Source organism: Kordia sp., assembly GCF_022447245.1.
Taxonomy (GTDB): domain Bacteria; phylum Bacteroidota; class Bacteroidia; order Flavobacteriales; family Flavobacteriaceae; genus Kordia.
Window position 1 is genome coordinate 1 of the sequence record NZ_JAKVBC010000006.1, and the last position, 22,406, is coordinate 22,406.

23 protein-coding genes are annotated in these 22,406 nt (G+C 32.9%); 12 read left to right on the forward strand and 11 right to left on the reverse strand.

All coding sequences use genetic code 11. The annotated features are described in order from the left end of the window. The first annotated feature begins 54 nt into the window (after nucleotides 1-54). A complete protein-coding gene (locus MK119_RS05530) occupies nucleotides 55-672 on the forward strand; it encodes a hypothetical protein (RefSeq protein ID WP_290671665.1) in 618 nt (205 codons plus the stop codon). Between the two features lie 87 nt (nucleotides 673-759). Here MK119_RS05530 and MK119_RS05535 read toward each other — a convergent pair whose 3' ends face one another. Continuing rightward, a complete protein-coding gene (locus tag MK119_RS05535) occupies nucleotides 760-930 on the reverse strand; it encodes a hypothetical protein (protein ID WP_290671667.1) in 171 nt (56 codons plus the stop codon). A 490-nt stretch (nucleotides 931-1,420) separates the two neighbouring features. On the opposite strand from MK119_RS05535, the gene MK119_RS05540 reads away from it, so the two are divergent. Next, nucleotides 1,421-2,659 carry an SH3 domain-containing protein gene (locus MK119_RS05540; RefSeq protein ID WP_290671670.1) on the forward strand — a complete coding sequence of 413 codons (1,239 nt, stop codon included), beginning with the start codon at nucleotides 1,421-1,423 and terminating at the stop codon, nucleotides 2,657-2,659. A gap of 335 nt (nucleotides 2,660-2,994) precedes the next feature. Further along, nucleotides 2,995-3,333 (forward strand): hypothetical protein, encoded by a 339-nt coding sequence (locus MK119_RS05545; protein WP_290671672.1) that lies wholly within the window; start codon nucleotides 2,995-2,997, stop codon nucleotides 3,331-3,333. Here MK119_RS05545 and MK119_RS05550 read toward each other — a convergent pair. Together MK119_RS05550 and MK119_RS05555 are read right to left on the reverse strand one after the other, a co-directional pair. Then, entirely contained in the window at nucleotides 3,323-4,864 is a 1,542-nt protein-coding gene (locus MK119_RS05550; protein ID WP_290671674.1) for a peptidoglycan-binding domain-containing protein, read from the reverse strand. The two genes, MK119_RS05545 and MK119_RS05550, sit on opposite strands and share 11 nt — an antisense overlap. A gap of 7 nt (nucleotides 4,865-4,871) precedes the next feature. Then, entirely contained in the window at nucleotides 4,872-5,213 is a 342-nt protein-coding gene (locus MK119_RS05555; protein WP_290671676.1) for a hypothetical protein, read from the reverse strand. Between the two features lie 222 nt (nucleotides 5,214-5,435). Between MK119_RS05555 and MK119_RS05560 the strand changes: the two genes are divergently transcribed. The 8 genes from MK119_RS05560 to MK119_RS05595 all read left to right on the forward strand — a co-directional run bounded on the left by MK119_RS05560 (nucleotide 5,436) and on the right by MK119_RS05595 (nucleotide 12,339). After that, a complete protein-coding gene (locus MK119_RS05560; RefSeq protein WP_290671678.1) occupies nucleotides 5,436-6,788 on the forward strand; it encodes a DEAD/DEAH box helicase in 1,353 nt (450 codons plus the stop codon). A gap of 119 nt (nucleotides 6,789-6,907) precedes the next feature. Next, nucleotides 6,908-7,324: a lysozyme inhibitor LprI family protein gene (locus MK119_RS05565; RefSeq protein ID WP_290671680.1), complete on the forward strand. Its 417-nt coding sequence runs from the start codon at nucleotides 6,908-6,910 to the stop codon at nucleotides 7,322-7,324. Between the two features lie 257 nt (nucleotides 7,325-7,581). Beyond that, a complete protein-coding gene (locus MK119_RS05570; RefSeq protein ID WP_290671682.1) occupies nucleotides 7,582-8,346 on the forward strand; it encodes a LexA family transcriptional regulator in 765 nt (254 codons plus the stop codon). Between the two features lie 5 nt (nucleotides 8,347-8,351). After that, a complete protein-coding gene (locus tag MK119_RS05575; RefSeq protein WP_290671684.1) occupies nucleotides 8,352-9,734 on the forward strand; it encodes an exonuclease domain-containing protein in 1,383 nt (460 codons plus the stop codon). 234 nt (nucleotides 9,735-9,968) lie between these two features. Beyond that, nucleotides 9,969-10,454: a hypothetical protein gene (locus tag MK119_RS05580; protein ID WP_290671686.1), complete on the forward strand. Its 486-nt coding sequence runs from the start codon at nucleotides 9,969-9,971 to the stop codon at nucleotides 10,452-10,454. Beyond that, nucleotides 10,451-10,900 carry a GNAT family N-acetyltransferase gene (locus MK119_RS05585; RefSeq protein ID WP_290671688.1) on the forward strand — a complete coding sequence of 150 codons (450 nt, stop codon included), beginning with the start codon at nucleotides 10,451-10,453 and terminating at the stop codon, nucleotides 10,898-10,900. Before MK119_RS05580 ends, MK119_RS05585 begins: the two co-directional genes overlap by 4 nt. An 83-nt stretch (nucleotides 10,901-10,983) precedes the next feature. Next, nucleotides 10,984-11,823, forward strand: a complete 840-nt coding sequence (locus MK119_RS05590; RefSeq protein ID WP_290671690.1) for a helix-turn-helix domain-containing protein — start codon at nucleotides 10,984-10,986, stop codon at nucleotides 11,821-11,823. Nucleotides 11,824-11,940: 117 nt separating this feature from the next. Next, nucleotides 11,941-12,339 carry a heme-binding protein gene (locus MK119_RS05595; RefSeq protein ID WP_290671692.1) on the forward strand — a complete coding sequence of 133 codons (399 nt, stop codon included), beginning with the start codon at nucleotides 11,941-11,943 and terminating at the stop codon, nucleotides 12,337-12,339. A 74-nt stretch (nucleotides 12,340-12,413) separates the two neighbouring features. On the opposite strand, the gene acs is transcribed toward MK119_RS05595, so the two are convergent. The 8 genes from acs to MK119_RS05635 form a co-directional block, all read right to left on the reverse strand. Continuing rightward, nucleotides 12,414-14,321 carry an acetate--CoA ligase gene (acs, locus tag MK119_RS05600; protein WP_290671694.1) on the reverse strand — a complete coding sequence of 636 codons (1,908 nt, stop codon included), beginning with the start codon at nucleotides 14,319-14,321 and terminating at the stop codon, nucleotides 12,414-12,416. Between the two features lie 172 nt (nucleotides 14,322-14,493). Next, on the reverse strand, nucleotides 14,494-16,266 hold the full coding sequence (locus tag MK119_RS05605; RefSeq protein WP_290671696.1) for a sodium:solute symporter family protein: 1,773 nt from the start codon (nucleotides 16,264-16,266) through the stop codon (nucleotides 14,494-14,496). A gap of 27 nt (nucleotides 16,267-16,293) precedes the next feature. Continuing rightward, nucleotides 16,294-16,554, reverse strand: coding sequence for a DUF4212 domain-containing protein (locus tag MK119_RS05610; protein ID WP_290671698.1), 261 nt, complete (start codon nucleotides 16,552-16,554; stop codon nucleotides 16,294-16,296). Nucleotides 16,555-17,245: 691 nt separating this feature from the next. Continuing rightward, entirely contained in the window at nucleotides 17,246-18,349 is a 1,104-nt protein-coding gene (gene gwsS / locus MK119_RS05615; RefSeq protein ID WP_366512774.1) for a grasp-with-spasm system SPASM domain peptide maturase, read from the reverse strand. After that, a complete protein-coding gene (locus tag MK119_RS05620) occupies nucleotides 18,264-18,491 on the reverse strand; it encodes a hypothetical protein (RefSeq protein WP_290671702.1) in 228 nt (75 codons plus the stop codon). Before MK119_RS05620 ends, gwsS begins: the two co-directional genes overlap by 86 nt. Next, the gene (gene gwsG / locus MK119_RS05625; RefSeq protein WP_290671704.1) at nucleotides 18,469-19,464 is read right to left on the reverse strand and encodes a grasp-with-spasm system ATP-grasp peptide maturase; all 996 of its coding nucleotides are present in this window, start codon (nucleotides 19,462-19,464) and stop codon (nucleotides 18,469-18,471) included. Before gwsG ends, MK119_RS05620 begins: the two co-directional genes overlap by 23 nt. A 203-nt stretch (nucleotides 19,465-19,667) precedes the next feature. Beyond that, entirely contained in the window at nucleotides 19,668-19,844 is a 177-nt protein-coding gene (locus MK119_RS05630) for a hypothetical protein (RefSeq protein ID WP_290671706.1), read from the reverse strand. Between the two features lie 283 nt (nucleotides 19,845-20,127). Then, the gene (locus tag MK119_RS05635) at nucleotides 20,128-20,322 is read right to left on the reverse strand and encodes a hypothetical protein (RefSeq protein WP_290671708.1); all 195 of its coding nucleotides are present in this window, start codon (nucleotides 20,320-20,322) and stop codon (nucleotides 20,128-20,130) included. A 317-nt stretch (nucleotides 20,323-20,639) separates the two neighbouring features. Between MK119_RS05635 and MK119_RS05640 the strand changes: the two genes are divergently transcribed. Then, a complete protein-coding gene (locus tag MK119_RS05640) occupies nucleotides 20,640-22,349 on the forward strand; it encodes a helix-turn-helix domain-containing protein (RefSeq protein WP_290671710.1) in 1,710 nt (569 codons plus the stop codon). The last annotated feature ends 57 nt before the right edge of the window (nucleotides 22,350-22,406 follow it).

Sequence of the window (22,406 nt, forward strand, 5' to 3'; positions counted from 1 at the left end):
GTTTGAAATTGGAAAAGAAAATCGTAGGTTTACATCTAACTTAATTAAAACCATATGAAATCTTTATTTACTTTAGTTTCCTTATTTTTGGCTGGAAACTTATTTTTTGCCCAAGCACAAAGAGACGCTTCTAAAGAACCAAAGGCTGGTTTGATTGTAACTATCAATGGCAAAAAACATACAGTCTCAGAAGGAGAAACTGTTAGACAAAATGGCACATCGGTTTCTGTAAAAATTGCGGATTCTCGTAGTTTTAATAATGGAGCTATTGCTTTTGATTATCCGTCAAATTTTGGTTTTGAATATGATGAAGACATCGGATATAAAAACTGGATGTTTGATGGGAACAATGTAGTAATCATGTATTTTGAAATTGCTCAATCTGGTAGTTTAGATTCGTTTGTTTCTGAAATTACAAACCGTTACGGAAGGCAAAATTGCAAAGTAGAAAAAAAATCTATTAAACTTGGCGGAAGAGAATTATTTGGAAAACGAATTAATGTGAATTTAATGGGCGAGCGACTTAGACAAGATTTTTATGAAATTCCTATGAAAGATGGAAAGGTTCGATTGCTAGCTTTCCAAGATTCTATAGATACTTACGGCAACCCTACTGAGGAAGGCATTAAAACGATTAACATGATTGGAAAAACTATTACATATAAAAAATAATTGTACATCGCAATAGTTGAAACGCTAGTCAGCAAATTTCTTACCAGTGCTTTTTTTGATTATTACAAGTTACTATCTTATTACCGCTTAAACTGTATTTTCGGTTGCAGTTGGCACTGTATGATGCACAAAGTTGTCAAAAGGTCTTTTGAGTAGATTGATAAACTTTGAAGATTTTTCTTCACCCATAAATGTATCAATACCATATATAATTTCTGATTTTTCTAACTCAGAATATGTGGAAAAAGTCGATCCCAAATTGTGAGCGTATCACTAAGATGAATTTGATGAAATCGCCATAAAAATGGCGACTTACCAATATCAATTCTAAAGCTTCTGAATCAGTATCTGAAACCAATTGAAAATCGATAGTTTCACCACTAAAAAACTCAAAAAAATCTGCATAATTTATAGAAATAAAGCTATCAATCGGAATAGGTTTTGCTGAAGTACCTATAGCAATATCAGTGTTATTAATTGCTTCTAAAAGTAAAACTATAGATTACTAAACTTACTTTTAGAATAGAATTTTATGACTAAGCTTTACCTTATCAAAATTGATTGATTGTATAGTTTAAAAAAAAAATGAGTGAATGGAAGTTTTTATGTAGCGAATGTTTTCTTTTTTGAAGTAAACCTTTTTACATAAAGAACTTTTTTAAAGTCTTCTATTATTTCTTAAATTGAGACACAATTTTAACCAACTAGCAATCAAATGAAAATGTATTCTTTTACCTCAAAACTGTATATGTTTTGTATCGTATTATTGTTATTTTCTTGTGGAAGTGACTCTAAAGAAAAAGCAAAAACAACTCCCGAAACTACAGTCAAAGAAGTCGAAAAAGCTGAAGAAACACCTAAAGTCGACAATACGTATTATGCTTGGGTTGAAAATATCAATGTGCGTGACGCAGCAAACACGAAAGGAAAAGTAGTAGGAACCTATACTTCAGCTGATCCTTTAGAATTTACAGGAACCAAATCAGACACCAAAGAAATTATTGTTCTTCGCGGTGTTGCGTATGACGATTACTGGATGAAAGTAACCACTAAAGACAACAAAGAAGGCTGGGTTTATGGTGGCGCAGTACAGAAAAAAGACGGTCAAAAAGGAAATGGAATTATTACCAAGAAAAAATTTGACTTTGCACATTTTGGTAAGTTTGATATTTCTTCTTGGACCGATTTAGGCATTACCAAAAGTGAAGGAGGCGATGCTGAAACTGTAAATTACAGCTATCTAAAAGACAATCAAATTATAGAAATTGAACGAACTGAAGTTGGCGAATACGGATATTATTGTACGTTTAAACTGATGGACGCCAAAAGAAATCTTCAAAAAGAACGCAAATTTAGTTATACAGTTGAAATGGGTGACTCAAGTCCAAAAATGGAGCTTACCGAAACTGTAAAAGATTATGTGAAAAAGAAAGAATACACACGTTCTCAAAACATCAAGAAACACTTTATGCAACTGAACGCTAAACCAGAAATGGTAAATGGTGAATGGAAAGAAAGTACTTTGCAAGAAACTGCAGCAACTACAGAAGAAAGCGCTCCAACTTTAGAAGAAAGTGCCTTAGATAAAAAAACAGCTTTTGCAAGACCTATGCAAGTCATTACAAGTATCAATAGTTTACCTGACGAATTTAAAGATGGTTGTAGCTGTTCCTTCCGAACACATCCAAAAGATTATGATACTTTACTTATTATGGGAACTTATGAAGATGCGCCTAAAGCAAAAGCTATCATTAAAATCAACGGGAAATACGTAACACTAAAAAGTAAAAAACCAGAAAATCCAGATTATAAAAGAGGTGATCATTTCAGACATTATTACAACAATCAATACGATTTAAAGTTTTCGTTAACAAAAGACGGACAAGATGATGGTGGCGGACCACAATACACTGGAACCATGCATTTGGCTTCCAAAGATGGTTCCGTAGATACGAACATAAACATTTTTGGTGGCTGCGGTTGCTAAACTTCTGTAAAATAATTACTTTCAATATAGATTCAAATACTTTATGAATGAATTATATTGATACAACTAATGTCACTATTGAACAACATGGTTTTAATTTATTTTGAATAGGAATTGTCTCCTATATAAGTGCCTTTGACATTTTGAAAGGCAATAAAAGTAACATATTCTTAGCAGCACTTGTGGGCGGGTTGGCTGATTTAAGCTATTTTATATTTTTAGATTTAGGAGGATTTGTAAAATTCATGCCAGGTACCCTAATGACTACATTTTCATATACAGCTATTATTTTAAGTTTTTATGTATATTTTTGAACAAAACTAACAGCGTGACTTTTGACACTACACAATAAAAAATTCATCACAACTGAAAACAAACACGGACTTTCCTCAAACAAAACCATTTTTCAGTATTTCCAAGAAGGGACAACGATTACTGGAACGTACAAAGGTGGAGAAATTCGAGAAGGTTTTGTAGTAGGAAAACAGGTTGCCGAAAATCGTATTGAACTTTTATTTCAATCCATTACTAAAAATGGTGAGTTAAAAGCTGGAGCTTCTAAAGGTGTAATTTCATTGTCTGATGATGGGAAATTACTTTTAAACTTTGACTGGAACTGGTTGAACGGAGATCAGTCTGGCGGAACGTCTTCGTATGTGGAACTTACTGCGTAATAAATTTTAAATCTTGATATAAAACACGTAAATCTTTATAACTTTTCAATAAGGAATAGAGAATTTTTGCCCAACCCAATAAACCGAGGGAAAGGTTTTTAAAAATATAAAATGCAAATCCAATCATTTTACAACCAATACTAAATGCCTTTGATTGTTTTTGTAATTTCAATGCGCCAGCAGCTGCATCTTCAGGGCTAATCGATTTAGATACATAAATGGAAGTGTCCATATCTTTCGAAAATTTAAAAAACATTCCATTACTTACCATCCCGCCTCGAAGATATACATCAATTGATTTTACAACTTCCACAATACCTTTACCAACAATTTTAAATGCTTTAGACACAAAGCGATAAAAACCTTTAAACAGATTGTTTTTAATGAACGAAACTACTTTTCTTCCAATCTTTTTAATCCAGCGCCATACACGTTTCAATCCGTCCCATAAGCGCATGCCTTTCTCTTTGACAAACTCCCATGCTTGCCTGATATTGCTTGTCGTCTTTTGAACATTTTCAGGAACAATTATTTCTTTGGCAATTTCTTCACTTGCATCATCCGCATTAAAAGCAGTATCATTTTCATCATCTCGAAGTGCTTTCCCGATTCCTAAAAAAAGTTGTTGTGTAATTTTTAGTGCTAGCTTATCCGCAACCGTAATACTTTTCCCTTCAAACTGTCTGTAATACAACGAAATTGCTTCCCATAATTCGCCGCCTTCATTATATTTAAAATTATCGCGCCCATCAATGGACACTTCATACCCTAAAAGCCACAATTCAATCTTGACACAATTCACCATAAATGTTTTGGACAAAGCTCTATCAATTTCTCTCTGCGTTTTATCGGTTGATAATCGTAAAAAGAAAGATCCGCTAGTAGGTTTTGAGCGTTTGGCTATGGCATAGGTTAACGCTTCTTGATCAAAAAGTAATTGAAGTGTTTCATAGTTAAAGTCTGCCACAAAACGTTTCTTTCGTATCAAAAATATATGTAGAATACGATTGAATTTCTGTAGTGCTTTTCTAGATAAAGGATCTGATTTTGGACGTGGTTTTCTTGAGTACAAACCCAAACACCAAAGTCGTAATTGAATAGCGCGATGCACTGCGCTTTTAACAGACGGTTTTACTTGTCCATTTTCAAACCATTTTGTGGTACTGAGTTCAGATTCAAAACTCACCAATTCATCTAGCGCATACCAAGTTTCATCGCCTACCCAACTATCTTGAGTTAAGCCAGCATCACGTTGAAATTTTAAAACCGCTTCTTGTATATCATCAATTTTTTTATGAATACGTCGCGGTTTTATTCTTCTTCTTAGATATCCCAAAAGATACAATCTTGAAGCTATGGTTTGCAAGCGTATTTTTTGATTTTGCACATCAAATGCTTCTGTTTTGTTTTCTGGAACAGAATTGACAAAACCTTGCTTTTTCACACCTTCAAGAATGTCTTCAAATTGCCCTAACTGATGCACTTCTGAACCAGAAACTTTGGGCAATGTATATGCTGGAAATCCGCTCATTTAGCCATTAGTTAAATGTGCTTTTAAATAATCCTAATAAGCCAATACGTGTTTCAATTCCTGCTTTTACAGCATTTTTATGTACTTCTAAAGTAATCTCAGGAATATCATCTAAATCTTTCTTTACGAAGTTATACGAGTCGCCATCAAACTGTGCTAAAGTTTCAGCAACTAAAATAATAGAACCATCTTTTTTATTCTTTTCTTTCTCAATTTCAGTTCGTATATCTTTATATCCTTGATCGTTATTAATACTCAATGTCAAATCGCCCGTAAAGGTTTGTACGTGTAATGATGATACATCTTCAATGGCATCATTCAATTTTTTTAATGCTTGTTTAAGTCCCATGTGTTTAAATTAATGTTAATGTGTATTTCTATTTGTAATTTCATTACTTAATTTTGAAAAGATAGCAAAAAAATCAGCGCCCACACAAAGAAAAAACTGCAAAGACAGCAATAAATGAATAAGCGTAAAACGGAACTTTTATACAGTGTAAGGCACATAACATTGATATTATTAGTGTTAACGAAATGAAATACACTACATTTGCGCAAAATTTACACGGTTATGTCTACGTTTCAGGATTTTGACTTATCGAAACAGTTGCATTATGCAATTGAAGATTTAGGCTTTACAACGCCAACGCCCATTCAAGAGCAATCATTTTCTGTGATTCGTTCTGGAAAAGATGTAGTGGGAATTGCACAAACAGGAACAGGAAAAACATTTGCCTACATGTTGCCGCTGTTGCGCGATTTGAAATTCTCAAAGCAAGTCAATCCACGAACTTTAGTCTTGGTACCAACACGCGAATTGGTGATTCAGGTGGTAGAACAAATTGAGTTATTTGCCAAATATATCAATGTGCGAATTGTGGGCGTGTATGGTGGTGTAAATATGAATACACAGGCGCAAAACTTAAAACAAGGCGCTGATATCATTGTAGCTACACCTGGTCGTTTGTACGATTTGGTATTGAGCAGAGCATTACAACTAAAGGCGATCAAAAAGTTAGTCATTGATGAGGTAGATGTAATGTTGGATTTAGGATTTCGTTATCAAATTACCAATATCTTTGAATTACTTCCCGAACAACGTCAAAACATTATGTTTTCGGCAACCATGACGGATGATGTAAAAGTTTTGATTGATGATTTCTTTGTTTCGCCACATACCATTTCTATTGCGGTAAGCGGAACGCCACTAGACAATATTTCGCAAACTTGTTATGCCGTTCAAAACTTTTATACGAAAGTCAATCTGCTAACACACTTATTAAAAGATGCAGAAACCTACAGTAAAGTTTTAATCTTTATTACCAACAAACGTTTGGCAGACAGATTGTTTGAATCATTACAACGCGATTTTGGAGAAGACGTCGCAGTAATTCACTCTAATAAAACTCAGAATTACAGAATTCGTTCTATTGAAAACTTTAATGCTGGAGAAAACAGAATTTTAGTGGCAACCGATGTCATGGCGCGTGGTTTGGATTTGGATATGATTACACACGTATTCAATTTTAATACGCCAAACTATCCAGAAAACTATATGCATCGCATTGGTAGAGCTGGTAGAGCACAAGCCAAAGGAAACGCTATTTTATTCTACACGGAAAAAGAAAAAGAATTCAAAGAAGCTATCGAAAGTTTAATGCAGTATGAAATTCCAAAACTTGAATTTCCTGAAGAAGTTGTCATTTCATCGGAATTAGCACCAGAAGAACAAACGCGCATTCGCGAACATAACAATCCTTCCAAAACAGAAGGTTTAGCTGCAGGCTTTCACGAAAAGAAAGATAAAAACAAGAAAACTAACCAAGGTGGTTCGTATCGAAGAGAAATCGCAAAAAAATACAAAAAACCAAAAACAAGAGGCGATAAAAATTACAATCGTAGAAATAAGAAGAAACGTCGTTGATTGATCTGTTAACATATCAATTGGAAAATATACTAAATTAATGATTGCCTTGTTAATTTTCAAATTGACACATGCTATAATCAACCAATTGTTTTATTAAAAATCACTATCTTATAGATATGAAAAAAATCGTTCTCTTTTTTGCAATGCTACTGACCAATTTCTGCTTTGGTCAACAAACCGCTGCAATCATCGATCAAGAAAATCGAAAATGTGTTGAAAACACCACACCAACAACAAAAGGTAGTGTAGAGTGCGAAAAAGAAGCCTTAGCTGCTTGGGAAAAACTAATGAACGAAGTGTTGCTACAATTAAAAGCAAACTCAAAAAACACGGCAGTAAATTTACTATTCGACTCACAAACCCACTGGGTCAAGTTTCAAAAAGAAGACTTAGCATATTACAAAGCGTTTTATCACAAACTATACGAAGGTGGCACAGTGACAATGGTGGCAGTTGCAACACATGAAAAGCAACAATTTCGTGAACGCACCCTGTATTTACTAAGTTTTCTTGAGTTATTGCAGGAAGAATGATCTTTTGATATTCCTATAAAAACTACAATAAAAAATGTCTTTGCGAGAGTTTCAAAGAAACTTGCCAAACTCATACTTACATACTATAGCATAATATATGATAAAAAGATGACCGCGTTACACTTGTAATGACGCATTAAAAAAAGTCTAAAAAGGAGTGATCTTCAAATCATAAATCTGTAGTTTCAATAATGTGCTTTTATTTGTAGCATTGATTACCTATATTTGTAGTAACGTAGATTTTAAACCCAAACGTTATGCGAAATATTCAAAAAAACATCAAGCATATGCGAACGCTCAAAGGACTTTCCCAAGAACGTTTTGCTGAAGCTTTAGGCTGGTCACGCTCTATGGTTGGTTCGTATGAAGAAGGAAGATCTGAACCGCCAATTGATCGTTTAATTGACTTGTCTGATTTTTTTAAACTACCAATAGACATTTTAGTCAAAAACGATCTAACACAAGCCAAAGACAGTTCGTTTATGCAAGTGGGAAATCAGCGTTTACTATTTCCGATCACGGTAGATGAAAATGATGAAGAATTAATCGAAATTATTCCAACACAAGCCTCTGCTGGTTATTTAGCAGGTTATGCCGACCCTGAATATATTGAACAATTACAGAAAATAAAGTTGCCTTTTTTACCGACAGGAACGCATCGTGCTTTTCCGATTAAAGGTGATTCTATGTTGCCAGTAAAAGATGGTTCGTATATCGTAGCAAAGTTTGTAGACGATATCAATGATGTCAAAGATGGACGCACCTATATTGTTTTGACAAAAAATGATGGTTTGGTGTACAAACGCGTTTCTAGACATTTTACAGGGCAAGGTTTATTATTGACCAGTGATAACAAAGCATACGAACCTTTCACGGTACAGAACGAAGATGTATTGGAGCTTTGGGAATTTACTTGTTGCATTAATACGCAAGAATATGATGAAAAAGAGCTGAAACTTAGTAGTATTATGGCAATGTTTCGCGAATTACAAGTAGAACTGGAAGCTATTCAACGAATGTAGAAATTATGTCTCAACACCAAATTTATACGATCATTGACGTTGAAACAACGGGACGTAGTAATAAAATTACGGAGATTTCCATCTTTAAATTTGATGGAGAAACCATTGTGGATGAGTTTACTTCTTTGGTAAATCCGAATGCACTCATTCCGACACATATTACAGCGTTGACAGGAATTGACAACGCGATGGTTGCTGACGCTCCAACATTTGCCGAAATTGCCCAAGATGTATTAAACATTACCAAAGACAGCATTTTTGTGGCACATAATGTCAATTTTGACTACAACGTTATTCGCAATGAATTTAAAGCTATAGATATTGACTTTCGTCGGAAGAAACTCTGTACGGTTCGTTTATCGCGCGCATTAATTCCAGGATTGCGATCATATAGTTTGGGGAAACTGTGTAAATCGCTTAGCATTCATATTTCCGATCGTCATAGAGCACGTGGCGATGCCGCTGCAACAGTTGTTTTATTTCAATTGCTATTAACGAAAGAAGATGCCGAAGCAACCTTTAAACAATTCTTAACAAAAGAATCCAAAGAAGCTACTTTACCGCCACATTTGCCCAGTAAGATTTTTGACGATTTGCCAACATCGCCTGGTATTTATTATTTCAAGAATAAAAAAGGGAAGATTATTTATGTAGGAAAGGCAAAAAACATTCAAAAACGGGTGTTGAGTCACTTCTATAACAAATCTAAAAAAGAACTCGATTTATGTCGTGAAACTGCCGATATTGATTACGAATTATCTGGAAGTGAACTCGTTGCTTTACTCATGGAAGATGCTGCCATCAAGCAACATTATCCGCGATACAATGTGGCTTCCAAACGCATACCAAAACGCTTTGCTATTTTTGAATATGCAGATCGTCGTGGTGTTCGACATTTAGCCATTAACGATGCCAAAGTAATTCAAGATCCTCTGCTTATTTTCTATAATATTCGCGATGCTAGAACCTATATGGAACGTTTGTGTATGCAGTTTGAATTGTGTCCAAAATACTGTCATTTACAAGAAAACGTTCAAGAATGTTCACACTTTATGATTCAATCCTGCCAAGGAATTTGTAAAAATGAAGAAACTGTAGAGAACTACAACCATCGTGTACAACAAGCCGTTGATTACTGCAAAGAGTCTTCACAAAACATCGTAATCAAACAAAAAGGAAGAAACATACATGAAGAAGCCTTTATCATTGTCAAAAACGGTTTGTATCTTGGGTATGGTTTTATTGATAATGATTTACAAATCAGTCATACCGATGAACTTGAACATCACTTAATCAAACAAAAAGACAATATAGATGTGCAACGTATTTTGCGTAAGGTTTTGGTAAATGCGAAGTTGCAGGCTAGTGTGGTTTTTGGAGTGAGTTGATAGATTCATGTGAAAAAAATATCTTATTTTGACTTAAAAGTTATATCTAAAAAAATATTTTATGATGAATTAAAATGGAGAAAAAGAAACGATAAATTATCTTTATAAAAACCCCAAAAAGTCCTAGGAATACTTTAAAATAAAAAGTAGTTATCTTGATGTAAAATCATAATCATTAGGATACTTCAATTCATATATGAAGGTTCACAATAAGCAAGAAAAAAATATCAATTAATGGAGAAAGGTTTAAAAATAAATGGAGAAGAAATCGAATTCAATAAATGGTCAATTGGAGAGATTACTTATCCATGTATAACTAAAAGTTTTAAGCTTAAATTCGATGAAATAAGATTGATAGCGCTATCTCCAAGATTAGCAATGGATGACGAAATATTGATGATTACAATAATAGATACAAAAGGAAAATTTCGACAATTTAGTTGTTATGAATTTGGCAAAGAACCAATCAAAAAATTTGAGAAAAAGTTAGATTTAAAAAGTTTAAGAGAAATTGAATGGGAAAAATTCTCATGGGAAGAACATGAGAATGGTATTACTGACAAAGTAATTTATCCAAAAAAGTTGTACTGGGAAGATTTATTTGTCAAACCTAAAAATTTGAAAAAAATCATCATTCAAATTTTGAAATTTTTATTAATCAAAAAATCAATAAGCGGTAAATTTAATCCTAAAATCGAAAAATATTTAAACAACAAATGATCAAAAAACTGCAACAGACTAACAATGAAACCGCAGCAGAAATTCGTTCTGTTTTTCAAGTTTCGTATGCTGTAGAAGCCAAATTATTAAAAGCTATTGATTTTCCTCCGCTAAAAAGACAGCTAGAAGATTTTATCAATAGTAAAACTCAATTTTTTGGATACCTTACAAACAATGAACTTGCAGGAGTTGTTGAAATTGATCATAATACAGAACGTACCTACATTAAAAGTTTGGTAGTTGCTCCTAAATTCTTCCGACAAGGAATTGCTTCTCAATTACTAGAATTTGTTTTCGATACTTTTGATTCCAATGTGTTTATGGTTGAAACTGGTGTAGCTAATGATCCTGCAACAACCTTATACAAGAAATTTGGTTTCAAAGAAGTGAAACAATGGGACACTGATCACGGCGTTCGAAAAGTAAAATTTGAACGTAACATCTAGAACTATTTCTGTAAAAAATTAGTCTTCCTAAAAAATAAATAAGAACTTCGTAAGCACTAGTGTTCATCACAAGCCAAATCGTCATGCCAACAGAAAATATACCCGAAATTTATCTTACAGACACCAAACAGAAACCTGATGTGTTTGTCTATGATTTTAAAATGACGAGTGATGTCGTAAAAAGTAAAGTCAATTTAGGTATGAATATGTTTAGCTTTTTACAAGTGGGAAAGAAACAAGTTCATTTTGCAGGAAATGCTATTGCCGTTAACAAAGAACAATCTTTACTACTGAAAAAAGGAAATTGGTTATGGACTGAGTTGTTAGATACTGAAGCCGTGTATTATTGTAAGCTTTTGTTTTTTTCTGAAAAGATACTCAAAGAATTTTTAGAAAAACATACAGAAACCACAGCGGTTTTAAAAGATGAAGTTCCGTATTTTGTAATTCGCAATGACGCGTATATTACTTCGTATCTAAATTCGTTAGCCACGATTCACGAAGCGCCAGCAATTTTTAAGGAAAACTTACTTTCTGTAAAGTTTGAAGAGCTTCTACTCTATCTTATCAATAAATATGGAAATACGTTTACACTTTACTTACAATCTTTAATTGTTGAAGAAAGTTCCTCTTTTAAAGATATCGTTGAACGTAAAATACATTCCAATCTCAAACTAGAAGAAATTGCTTTTTTATGCAATATGAGTTTATCAACTTTCAAGCGTCATTTTATCAAAGAATACAAGGTGTCTCCAGGGAAATGGTTGCAAGACAAACGTCTTCAAAAAGCAAAAGAAATGTTGATACAAGGAGATAGTAAACCCTCTGATATTTACTTCGATTTTGGATATAATAACCTTTCTAATTTCAGTATTGCGTTTAAAAACAAATTCGGAATTAGTCCAAGCAAAATCTCTCAATAACTCTCTATTATAAATTTTGACCTTTTTTCATAAATCATTGACCTTTTTTGGTAATCTGAAAATGGACTTTCGTCTGTTATTTTGCAGTCTAAATATGAATTAAAAAAATAAAGGTTTATGAATATTACATTAAAACAAGCAGAAAAAATTATCGCAGTAGCAAAAGAAAAATCTATCGAAATAGATACAAAGATGAATATTGCTGTAGTGGATGCAGGAGCAAATTTAGTTGCTTTTGGACGTATGGATGGCGCTTGGTTAGGATCGTTAGACATCTCTATCAAAAAAGCAAAAACCGCACGTTATTTTGATATGAATACAGGCGTTATTGGAGAGTTATCACAACCAGGTGGTTCACTTTACAATATTGAACATTCTAATAATGGATTGATTACATTTCCTGGCGGCGTACCTATTAAAAATGCAGCAGGTGAAATTATTGGAGCTATTGGTGTAAGCGGTAGTTCTGTTGAAAATGATCATATTGTTGCAGAAGCAGGTGCTTTAGCTATATAACAATACAAAAAACATTTTTTGTATCAAAAAATCCCGCCAGGTAGCGGGATTTTTCAATTATTAAGATCGTTATTTTATAAAGCGTTGTCCATAATGTCTTGTACAACTTCAGGATTCAATAAGGTACTTGTATCACCTAAATTACTGGTATCTTTTCCAGCAATTTTTCGTAAAATACGACGCATGATTTTCCCTGAACGTGTTTTCGGCAAACCGCTCGTAAATTGTATTTTATCTAGTTTAGCAATTGGTCCAATTTGTTCTGTGATGATTTGGTTGATTTCTTTACGCAAATTATCATGATTTCTTCCTTCTCCTGTTTCTTTTAAGGTTACATAGCCGTATAAAGCATTTCCTTTAACGTCATGCGGAAACCCTACAATTGCAGATTCTGCCACTGCTGGATGTTCGTTGATAGCATCTTCTATTGGAGCTGTTCCTAGGTTATGTCCCGAAACAATAATGACATCATCTACTCTACCCGTAATTCTGTAGTAACCTACTTCATCGCGCAAAGCGCCATCGCCTGTAAAATATTTGTTTTCATAAGCAGAGAAATACGTGTCTTTGTATCGTTGATGATTTCCCCAAATGGTTCGTGCCATACTCGGCCATGGAAACTTAATACACAGTCGTCCATCTACTTGATTTCCTTTGATTTCTTTACCGTTTTCGTCCATCAACGCAGGTTGAATTCCTATAAATGGTAAGGTTGCATAGGTTGGTTTTGTTGGTGTTGCATACGGAATTGGTGTAATCATCATTCCTCCTGTTTCAGTTTGCCACCATGTATCTACAATTGGCGCTTTTCGCTTTCCAACATTATCGTCATACCAATGCCAAGCTTCTTCATTGATTGGCTCTCCAACAGTTCCTAATACTTTTATTGAAGATAAATCATGTTTTTCTAGATGTTCTACACCTTCTTTTGCCAAGGCGCGGATAGCCGTTGGCGCTGTATAAAATTGATTGACTTTGTGTTTTTCTACAATTTCCCAAAAACGTCCAAAATCAGGATAACTTGGCACACCTTCAAACATGACAGTCGTTGCTCCATTACATAAAGGTCCATATACAATATAGCTATGCCCTGTAATCCAACCGATATCCGCTGTACACCAATACACATCTTCTTCTTTATATTGGAATACATTTTTAAAGGTATATGCAGTGTACACCATATAACCTCCTGTGGTGTGAACCATTCCTTTAGGTTTTCCTGTAGAACCTGAAGTGTAGAGTATAAATAATGGATCTTCTGCGTTCATGATTTCAGGCACACAATCTATATAAGCTTCATCAAGTAAAGGTTGCAACCAATGATCGCGCCCTTGTTCCATATGAATGTCTGTGTTAATTCTTTTAGCTACCAATACACTCTCTACACAAGGGCAATCCGTCAAAGCTTCATCTACAATTCCTTTCAAATCGATAGTTTTTGCTCCACGATAGGAACCATCACTTGTAATGACCATTTTACACGTAGCATCATTGATTCTAGTAGCTAATGCTGTAGAAGAAAATCCTGCGAATACCACAGAGTGAATTGCTCCAATACGAGCACAGGCAAGTACTGAAATTGCTAATTCTGGAATCATAGGTAAATAAATACACACACGATCGCCTTTTTGAATTCCTTGTTCTTTTAATACATTGGCAAAACGACATACCTTTTCATGCAATTCATGATAGGAAATATGTTGTGCTTCTTCTTCTGGATTGTTCGGTTCAAAAATAATCGCTGTTTTATCGCCACGAATATGTAAATGACGATCAATACAGTTTTCTGTAATATTTAACTTTGCGCCTTCAAACCATTTCACTTCTGGCTTTGTAAAGTCCCAACTTAGTACATTGTCCCACTTTTTACGCCACATAAAATGTTCTTCGGCAATTTCTTCCCAAAAAACTTCTGGATTTTGAACTGATTTTCGATATACTTGATAGTATTCTTCTAAGTGTTTTATATGATAATTACTCATGGTTGGTTTGTGTAATTTTGAAGGTTTGTTGTTTTAATTGTATGTTCTATTTTATAAATTTTATGACGAGTTATTCTTGTTTTTAAAATTGCGGATTAAATTACGAAGATTTTTTCCACTTTCAATCCTAAAATGAATTCTATAACATTCTTCTTTCTTTTATGATATCTGATTAATGACTGGAAGCTTCTCCTGCTCCAGAAGGAATTCTAATATTTTCTACCAAGTCTTGTACTTCTTTTGGTGGCGCAGCTGTAAGTCTAGAAACGACAATGGAAACGACAACATTTACGAGCATTGCAATGGTTCCAAAACCTTCTGGCGATGTTCCAAACCACCATTCGCTTTTTGGTAATGGATCAAAGACCATCCATAATCCCGTTTTATAGACAATCATATAGATCAGCATTAACGTAATTCCAACAATCATTCCTGCTACAGCGCCTTGCTTATTCATCCGTTTGTCAAAAATTCCTAAGATAATCGCTGGAAAAAATGATGCTGCCGCCAAACCAAATGCCAAGGCGACGACGGCGGCGACAAATCCTGGTGGATATATTCCAAACAATCCTGCAATGATGATTGCTACTATAATTGAGATACGTGCCGCTAATAATTCTCCTTTTTCTGAAATATTCGGCTTTAATTGCTTTTTGATTAAATCATGAGAAATCGATGTAGAGATTACCAGTAATAATCCTGCGGCAGTAGATAATGCTGCTGCTAATCCACCAGCAGCTACTAGTGCAATAACCCAATTTGGCAAGTTTGCAATTTCTGGATTTGCTAAAACCATGATATCTTTATCCACATATAATTCATTGGCTTCTGAATTTGCATTAGACACCAAACGTTCTCCATGTGCACCACGTGCATGTATGTATTTAGGTTTTCCTACCAATGCATCTCCTGCTACATATTGAATTTTTCCATCGCCATTTTTATCTGACCACGCAATCAATCCTGTATTTTCCCAGTTTTTGAACCATACTGGAATTTGCTCATATTCTTTATTGCTTACAGTTTCAATTAAGTTGGTTCGGGAAAATACTGCAATTGCTGGTGCTGTTGTATATAAAATTGCAATAAATAATAATGCTAATCCAGCAGATTTACGTGCATCTTTTACTTTTGGCACGGTAAAGAAACGTACAATTACATGTGGTAATCCTGCTGTACCTACCATTAACGCCAAAGTAATGGCAAATACGTCCCAAGTAGATTTGGTTCCGCTGGTATATTCATTAAAACCGAGTTCCGTGTGTAATGTATCGAGCTTATCAAGCAAATACGTTCCGCTTTCTATTTCTCCTCCCATTCCAATTTGCGGAATAATATTTCCTGTCATTTGCATGGAGATAAAGAATGCTGGTACCATAAAGGCAAAGATTAGCACACAATATTGCGCCACTTGTGTATAGGTAATTCCTTTCATTCCACCTAAAAAAGCAAAGACTAAAACTACTGACATTCCAATGATGACTCCGAGATTTATATCTACTTGTAAGAATTGTGAAAATACAATTCCCACACCGCGCATTTGTCCTGCTACATAGGTAAAAGATACAATTAAGGCACAGATAACTGCTACGGTTCTGGCAGTGTTTGAATAATAGCGATCTCCAATAAAATCGGGGACAGTAAATTTTCCAAATTTCCGCAAATACGGTGCTAAGAGCAGTGCTAATAATACATATCCGCCAGTCCATCCCATCAAAAATACAGAACCGTCATATCCTGCAAAAGAGATCAGTCCTGCCATACTTATAAACGATGCTGCACTCATCCAATCGGCTGCAGTTGCCATACCGTTTGCTAAAGGAGAAACGCCTCCGCCAGCTACATAAAATTCTTTTGTTGAACCTGCGCGCGCCCAAATAGCGATTCCAAAATATAATGCAAAAGTAACTCCTACTAAGATCCAAGTCCACGTTTGTACACTCATAATGTTTGTTTTTAAGTTTAGTTAGGGTTACTCGTCGAAACCGTATTTTTTGTCTAATTTGTTCATCAATCGCACATATACAAAGATGAGAATCACAAATACGTAGATAGATCCTTGTTGCGCAAACCAAAAGCCTAGTTTGAATCCGCCAAGCCTGAATTGATTGAGTTCTTCACTGAATAAAATTCCGCAGCCATACGAGACCACAAACCAGATGGATAATAAGATGAGTAAGTATCTCAGATTTTCTTTCCAGTAAGCTTTCGCTCGTTTTAGTTTGTCGCTCATGGTTGGTTGGTTTTATAAGTAAATCAAGATTTGAAGTCCTTATTTTGAATTACGCTTACTAATATACATATTGATTTTAATTTACAACTACTTTTTCTACCAGTAGCTTTATTCGTCCCACATACTACTGTATATTTACTTTACTTGAATCAAAGTCAATTTCTTTTTAAATATGAAAAGACGCTTTCGTTATCGGAGGATTTATTGTTGAAGAAGGTTTAACAGGAATTTGATCTATTAAGCGAACTTTAGTTAACTTTTTTGTTCCTTACTCTTTACAACTACTGTTCAAACATTAATTTCTGGGCTTTCTTCCGCTATTCTATTTTTTCTGTATGTTGATTCATTATTAATTTTTAAATCGATTATTATGTTAGAGAAATTAGAAAAATTCAAAATTGAAAATCCTCAAGTTATATACGGAGGCGATAAAAAACTTTCCATCCAAGACGGAAGTGGTGGTCCTGAATAATTTTTTTAGCGAACTTAGGTTCGCTTTCATTTAGTTCGTCTATTCAAATTTAATTTACTTTAGCTTAAAACACTGAAAGACTATTGATTATAATTTTAGATTTTTTTACAAAACAATACTCAAAAAAAATTTAAACAAAAACCAATAAATTCTAAAAATAGATAATCAAATATTTACAAATAAGCGAACCCAAGTTATAAGCAAGCGAACTTAAGTTCACTACTTACTTCCTCTTAAGTTGTCTTCCCATTTACCATTGTAAGGGTTATAGTTGCATTTGAGAGGCTTGGAGTAAATATTATCACTTTCTCTAAAAGCTCTACAGTCGGTACAGATATAACGAAATTCACAGTCTTTACATACTTCAATCTGATCTTTTGTAATATTCCAATATTTGTTTACATCTTCTTCTTTAGAATCAAATATTTCGGTTAGGGTAGTTTCTTTAATATTCCCTAAAGCTTCAGGTATCGAAGGGCAATTTTTTATGTCTCCATTTTCGATTATGGACAGCTTTTTATTTAAACAGGAGTTAAATTGTTGACTTTCCGTAAACAAATCCAGATTTACTTGAAATGAATTTTGACAAATAATTCCACAGTTTTTATTATTTACTATTTTATGTTTAACTACTGATATCTTATTATAATCTTTATAACGTTCATCTTCTGCGTCTGTCGCATTTGACAGTAAGATGCTCATTACTCTTTGGTTTTCTATTAAAAACTTATCAATGTCTTCATATGGAAAGTTTTGAAGTACTAAATAAATTCCAACAATTTTAGTTTTTTGTATTGATTGAAGTATGTTTTGTAATGTTTCATTACTTACATCTACATAGAATCTCAATTCGAGATATTGTACGCCTAATTTAATAAGGTCATTTACTATTTCTGTTTCTTTTTCTTGAAAATAATCGCCATATTCAATAATCATATTTGTAATCACAGAAGGAGTCTCCCAAGTAAGATCTAATTTAGGAAACAAATGATTCTCAGTCGTAAGATGCACAAGTTCTTCTTTTTGAAGTTGATCTAATTGATTGAGAATTTCATCTTCATATTCTTTGCCATAGAACTCGATTATTTCTTCAATTGTTTTGTTGGAATGTGCTACAAGAATATCATGAAGCACCATATCTATTTCAAAATATGTACTACGTTGTATATCGCAAACGATTACATTTTTTGCTCCTTTCACAGGAATGCAATTAGCAAAAAGACGTATGTAATTGGATTTATTCATTGATGAAATGTATTTTTGAAATTGGTTTATAGCATGGTCGACAAGCAGAACGTTTTGAATTGTAAACTGGAAATTCATCTAAACCGAGAAAATTTGAAACATCTATTTTTGCTGATTGTTCTTTAATTTCTGGATTTTTAAAAAACAGCGGCAACTGATTTTCTAGGTGTTCAATTGATTCCTTTAGCGCTCCTTTTTTATTTAACTTTTTTGTTTTCATCTATTAAGTATTTTGCAAGTTTTTTTTCTAAATTATAATTGCATGGATACGATACCATCCCAAATTGACCAACAGGGTTTATCTCTAAGAAGTAATACTTGCCATCGGTTGATTTTATGAGATCCAAAGAACCTATGTTATACTCAGCTTTTCTACAGAATTTTTTTACATTTTCTTCAACTTCCTTTGGAAGGATAAATGGCACTGTTCTATTTGGTTTTGCATCATTATAATTTCTAAAATCTACTTGAGTTTGCTTGTCATTTTGTGAAAAGATAGCCATGGAATAACAGGTGTCGTTTAAATAAAAAACTCGAATTTCAAATTCTTTAATAATTTGTTGTTGAAACAGTGATTTGAAGAAAGTGTCTTCAATTTCCTCTTCTATTTGATTAGCAGTAAAACTTTTTGTGTACAGAATTAGCGTCTCCACAATATCATTTTCAATTGAACTCGAAAAAAAAGGTGTTTCAGAAATAGGTTTACATATAATTCTTTCATGCTTTTTTGCAAATTGACTTAGTTTATACTTGTTAGAGGTTATAATGTATTCTGGAACCGATAAATTACACGACTTTGCGATTTCTAAATTCTTTATTTTGTTTGCCGATGTTTTTTCTGGACGAGTAGTCCAAACTTTACTATTTAGTTTTGAATGTAAGAATGACCTCAAAATTCCATTTTCTTGTCTAAGTGATCTTAATAGTGTGCTTGAATTTTTGGCTCCCAGAGCATCATAATATTCTTCATTTTCAAAATTAATTAGTCCTCGGGAAGACCATCTACGATTCCAAATAACGGTTATAGCTTCGGAGTTGAAACTTTCAAACTGTATCTGCCCATTGATAATATCTGCCTTATTCATGAAATCTTCACCATTGAGTCTATAATAATCTCCGTTAAATGTATCAAGCCAATCCATAACTTGATTGGTTGTGTCTTCCATTTCAGACTTACTAATTATTAATATCATATTTTAAGAATTTAAATGAAGTTTCTAAAACCTCTAACCATAATTATTTTTGATATAGCATCGAATATTATTTGATTCGAGGGATAATTACTGTTTTTTTTAATGATATGCAATTTCATTTGCTAGCATCATTGAATTAATCATAACAGAAAAACATAAGGAGAGTAAAAAAATGCACCTCCTTATTAGTTGCTTGTAGAAAATTACATTACACTGCCAGAAGTATCATCGTCTGATAGATAATCATTAATTAATACCCCATTTACATAATCAAGTGTTGAAATATGGGTTCCTCCAGTTCTAGAACTTCTGACACCTCCTATTATGTTACCAGCTTCTTTCTTTGTGATTTCTTTTTTTGTGAATAATGAAGTTTTCATGAATTTTACGTTTAAGTTTACCTACTCTGTTGATGTAATCTCTTTGGAAAGTTTTCGGCATCCCTTTTCCAAATTGTTAGTATTTTGGTTTTCTATGCTTTTAAATTTTAATAATTGAAAGTATTCTAAACATATACTAGATTAGGTAGTTTGAGATGAAATAAATGTTCAATTACCCACGATTTACAAATCTTTGCTATATATACTATTGAATCTATCAAAAACAGAAAAATGATAAGGAGCGTAAAAAATATACCCTCCTTATTAGTTACTTTATAGAGAACTATATGTTATCAGTAAAAGGTTCAGTGTCAGAAGCAGAGTGGTCGTCTCTTACGCCACCCCAAGGAACTACATAACGAAGTGTTTTTCTCATTCCAATGGTGGCCATTTCACCACTAGTTGGAGTATCAACACCACCTGTTATTTTACCAGCTTCTTTCTTTGTGATTTCTTTTTTAAACAATGAAGTTTTCATATATTTTGATTTTAATATTTACCTACTCTATTTATCTAATCTTCCGGAAAGTTTTCGGCATCCCTTTTCCAAATGCTACTATTTTTTAAATGAATTATTGACTCAAAGAAAGTGTGTTAGTGTTGGTAAACAAAGGAATGTAATTGGTGTTTTATAAAAGATCAATTGTGTTTTTATAAAACATTACATGTATGTTTCCTCATTTTTGTATGTTTACAAAACTGTTTAAATGCTAATTAATATTTTTAGATGATTTTCTTCTTCAATGGAATGGAACTTCTCATTATATTTTTAGATAATTTCAATAATATTATTTTATGCCTAATAGACAATTATCTCCTTATATTCTTAAAAGAATTTTATTTTTTATACTCTTTTGTAATTTTTCAATACTGTATGCACAGTCAGATTCTTTAGCGCATAAATCATATGAAGATTTAGATTCGTTGTATTTGAAGTATAGATATAACAACCCTAAAAAAGCTAAAATATATGCAGATAAACTTTACGCAAAAGTTCAAGTTACTAAAGATGATAAAAAAATTGGGGAAGCCTTATATAGAAAAGCTTTTATAGCTCAATCATTAAATGATAATGATAATGCTTTTAAATATGTAGAAAACTCGCTTTCTATAGCAAAAAAAATAAATAGTGACTCTTTAATCTTAAAAAACATCGCTCTAAAAGGAGATATTTTTTCGCTAAAGGGAGATTATGAAAATGCTTTTGATAAATATTTATCAGCGAAAAATATTGCGAATAGTATGGGCAATATTAATGATATTATAAGTATAAATCATAAGATGGGCTATCTAAAAAAACAAACTAAAGATCTAAAAGAAGCAATACAAATATTTATTGAAAATTTAGAATTAATTCGTCAGCAAAAAAGTAGTGATTTAGAACGTTTAGAAATTAAAAGTCTTAGCCTTCTTACAGATACATATCAAAGAATGCAAGATTATAAAAATGCTGAATTATATGTTAATCAAGCATTACAAAAAAACTCCATTAATAAATTTCAAGATTTATATATTTACAACTCTTCTAATAAGTTCATTATCAGTTTTTTGCAGGGAAAATATAATGCCAGTATTAATCATATAAATTCTTTAATTCACACCATTTTAGAATCTGGTGATCGACTATCATTAACAACATCATATTTATATCTGGGCAAAAATTATCGAGAATTGAAAGAATGTGATAGTGTAATAAAGTATTATAAAAAAATAGAAAAAATCACATCTGAAGAAGATTTTATTTTTCCAGAGATGGAAGAAGTTTATCAGGGTCTTGCAATTTGTTATTCTTCATTAGGCAATAATGAAAAAAGTATAGAGTATCAAGAATTATCTATCAAATTAGATGAAAAAAATGATAAAATTAATGTAGACATCAATAATAAGATCCATGAAGAACATGATGTTGTTCCTTTAAGAAAAAAAATAGCATCTTTGGATGATTATGGACAAGAACAAAAAAGTCTTGCTACATTTTGGTATAGCACCTCTGCGATTTTGGTTTTATCGTTGCTGTTATTTTTCTTTTTATATAGGAAAAAACAACAGCAGGCTAAAAAACGTTTTCAAGAACTTTTACAAACTATAGATACCTTAGAGCAAGTTAAAACAGAACCACAATCGTTAAAGACTACTGCATCTATAATTACAGATGAAAGTGTATTGGAAATTTTAGAAGGCTTAAAAACGTTTGAGGAAAAAGAATATTATTTACGACAAGATTGCACTTTAGCCTTTGTTGCCAAAAAGTTAAAAACCAATACGTCTTATTTATCAAATGTGATTAATACCTATAAAGAAAAATCGTTTAAATCTTACCTTACCGAATTGCGAATAAACGCAGCACTGATTCGCTTAAAGAATGACCCAAAATTAAGAGCGTATACTATCAAAGCCATTGCTGAAGAATTTGGTTTTAAACGTCAAGAAACGTTCTCTAAAGCTTTTAAGGCACAAACCAAAATACTCCCGTCACATTATATTAAAAGTGTTAAAAATCAGTAACATGCAAATTTGATATTTTATAAAACATCAATTAAAAAATTAGCAGGATTTAAAAAG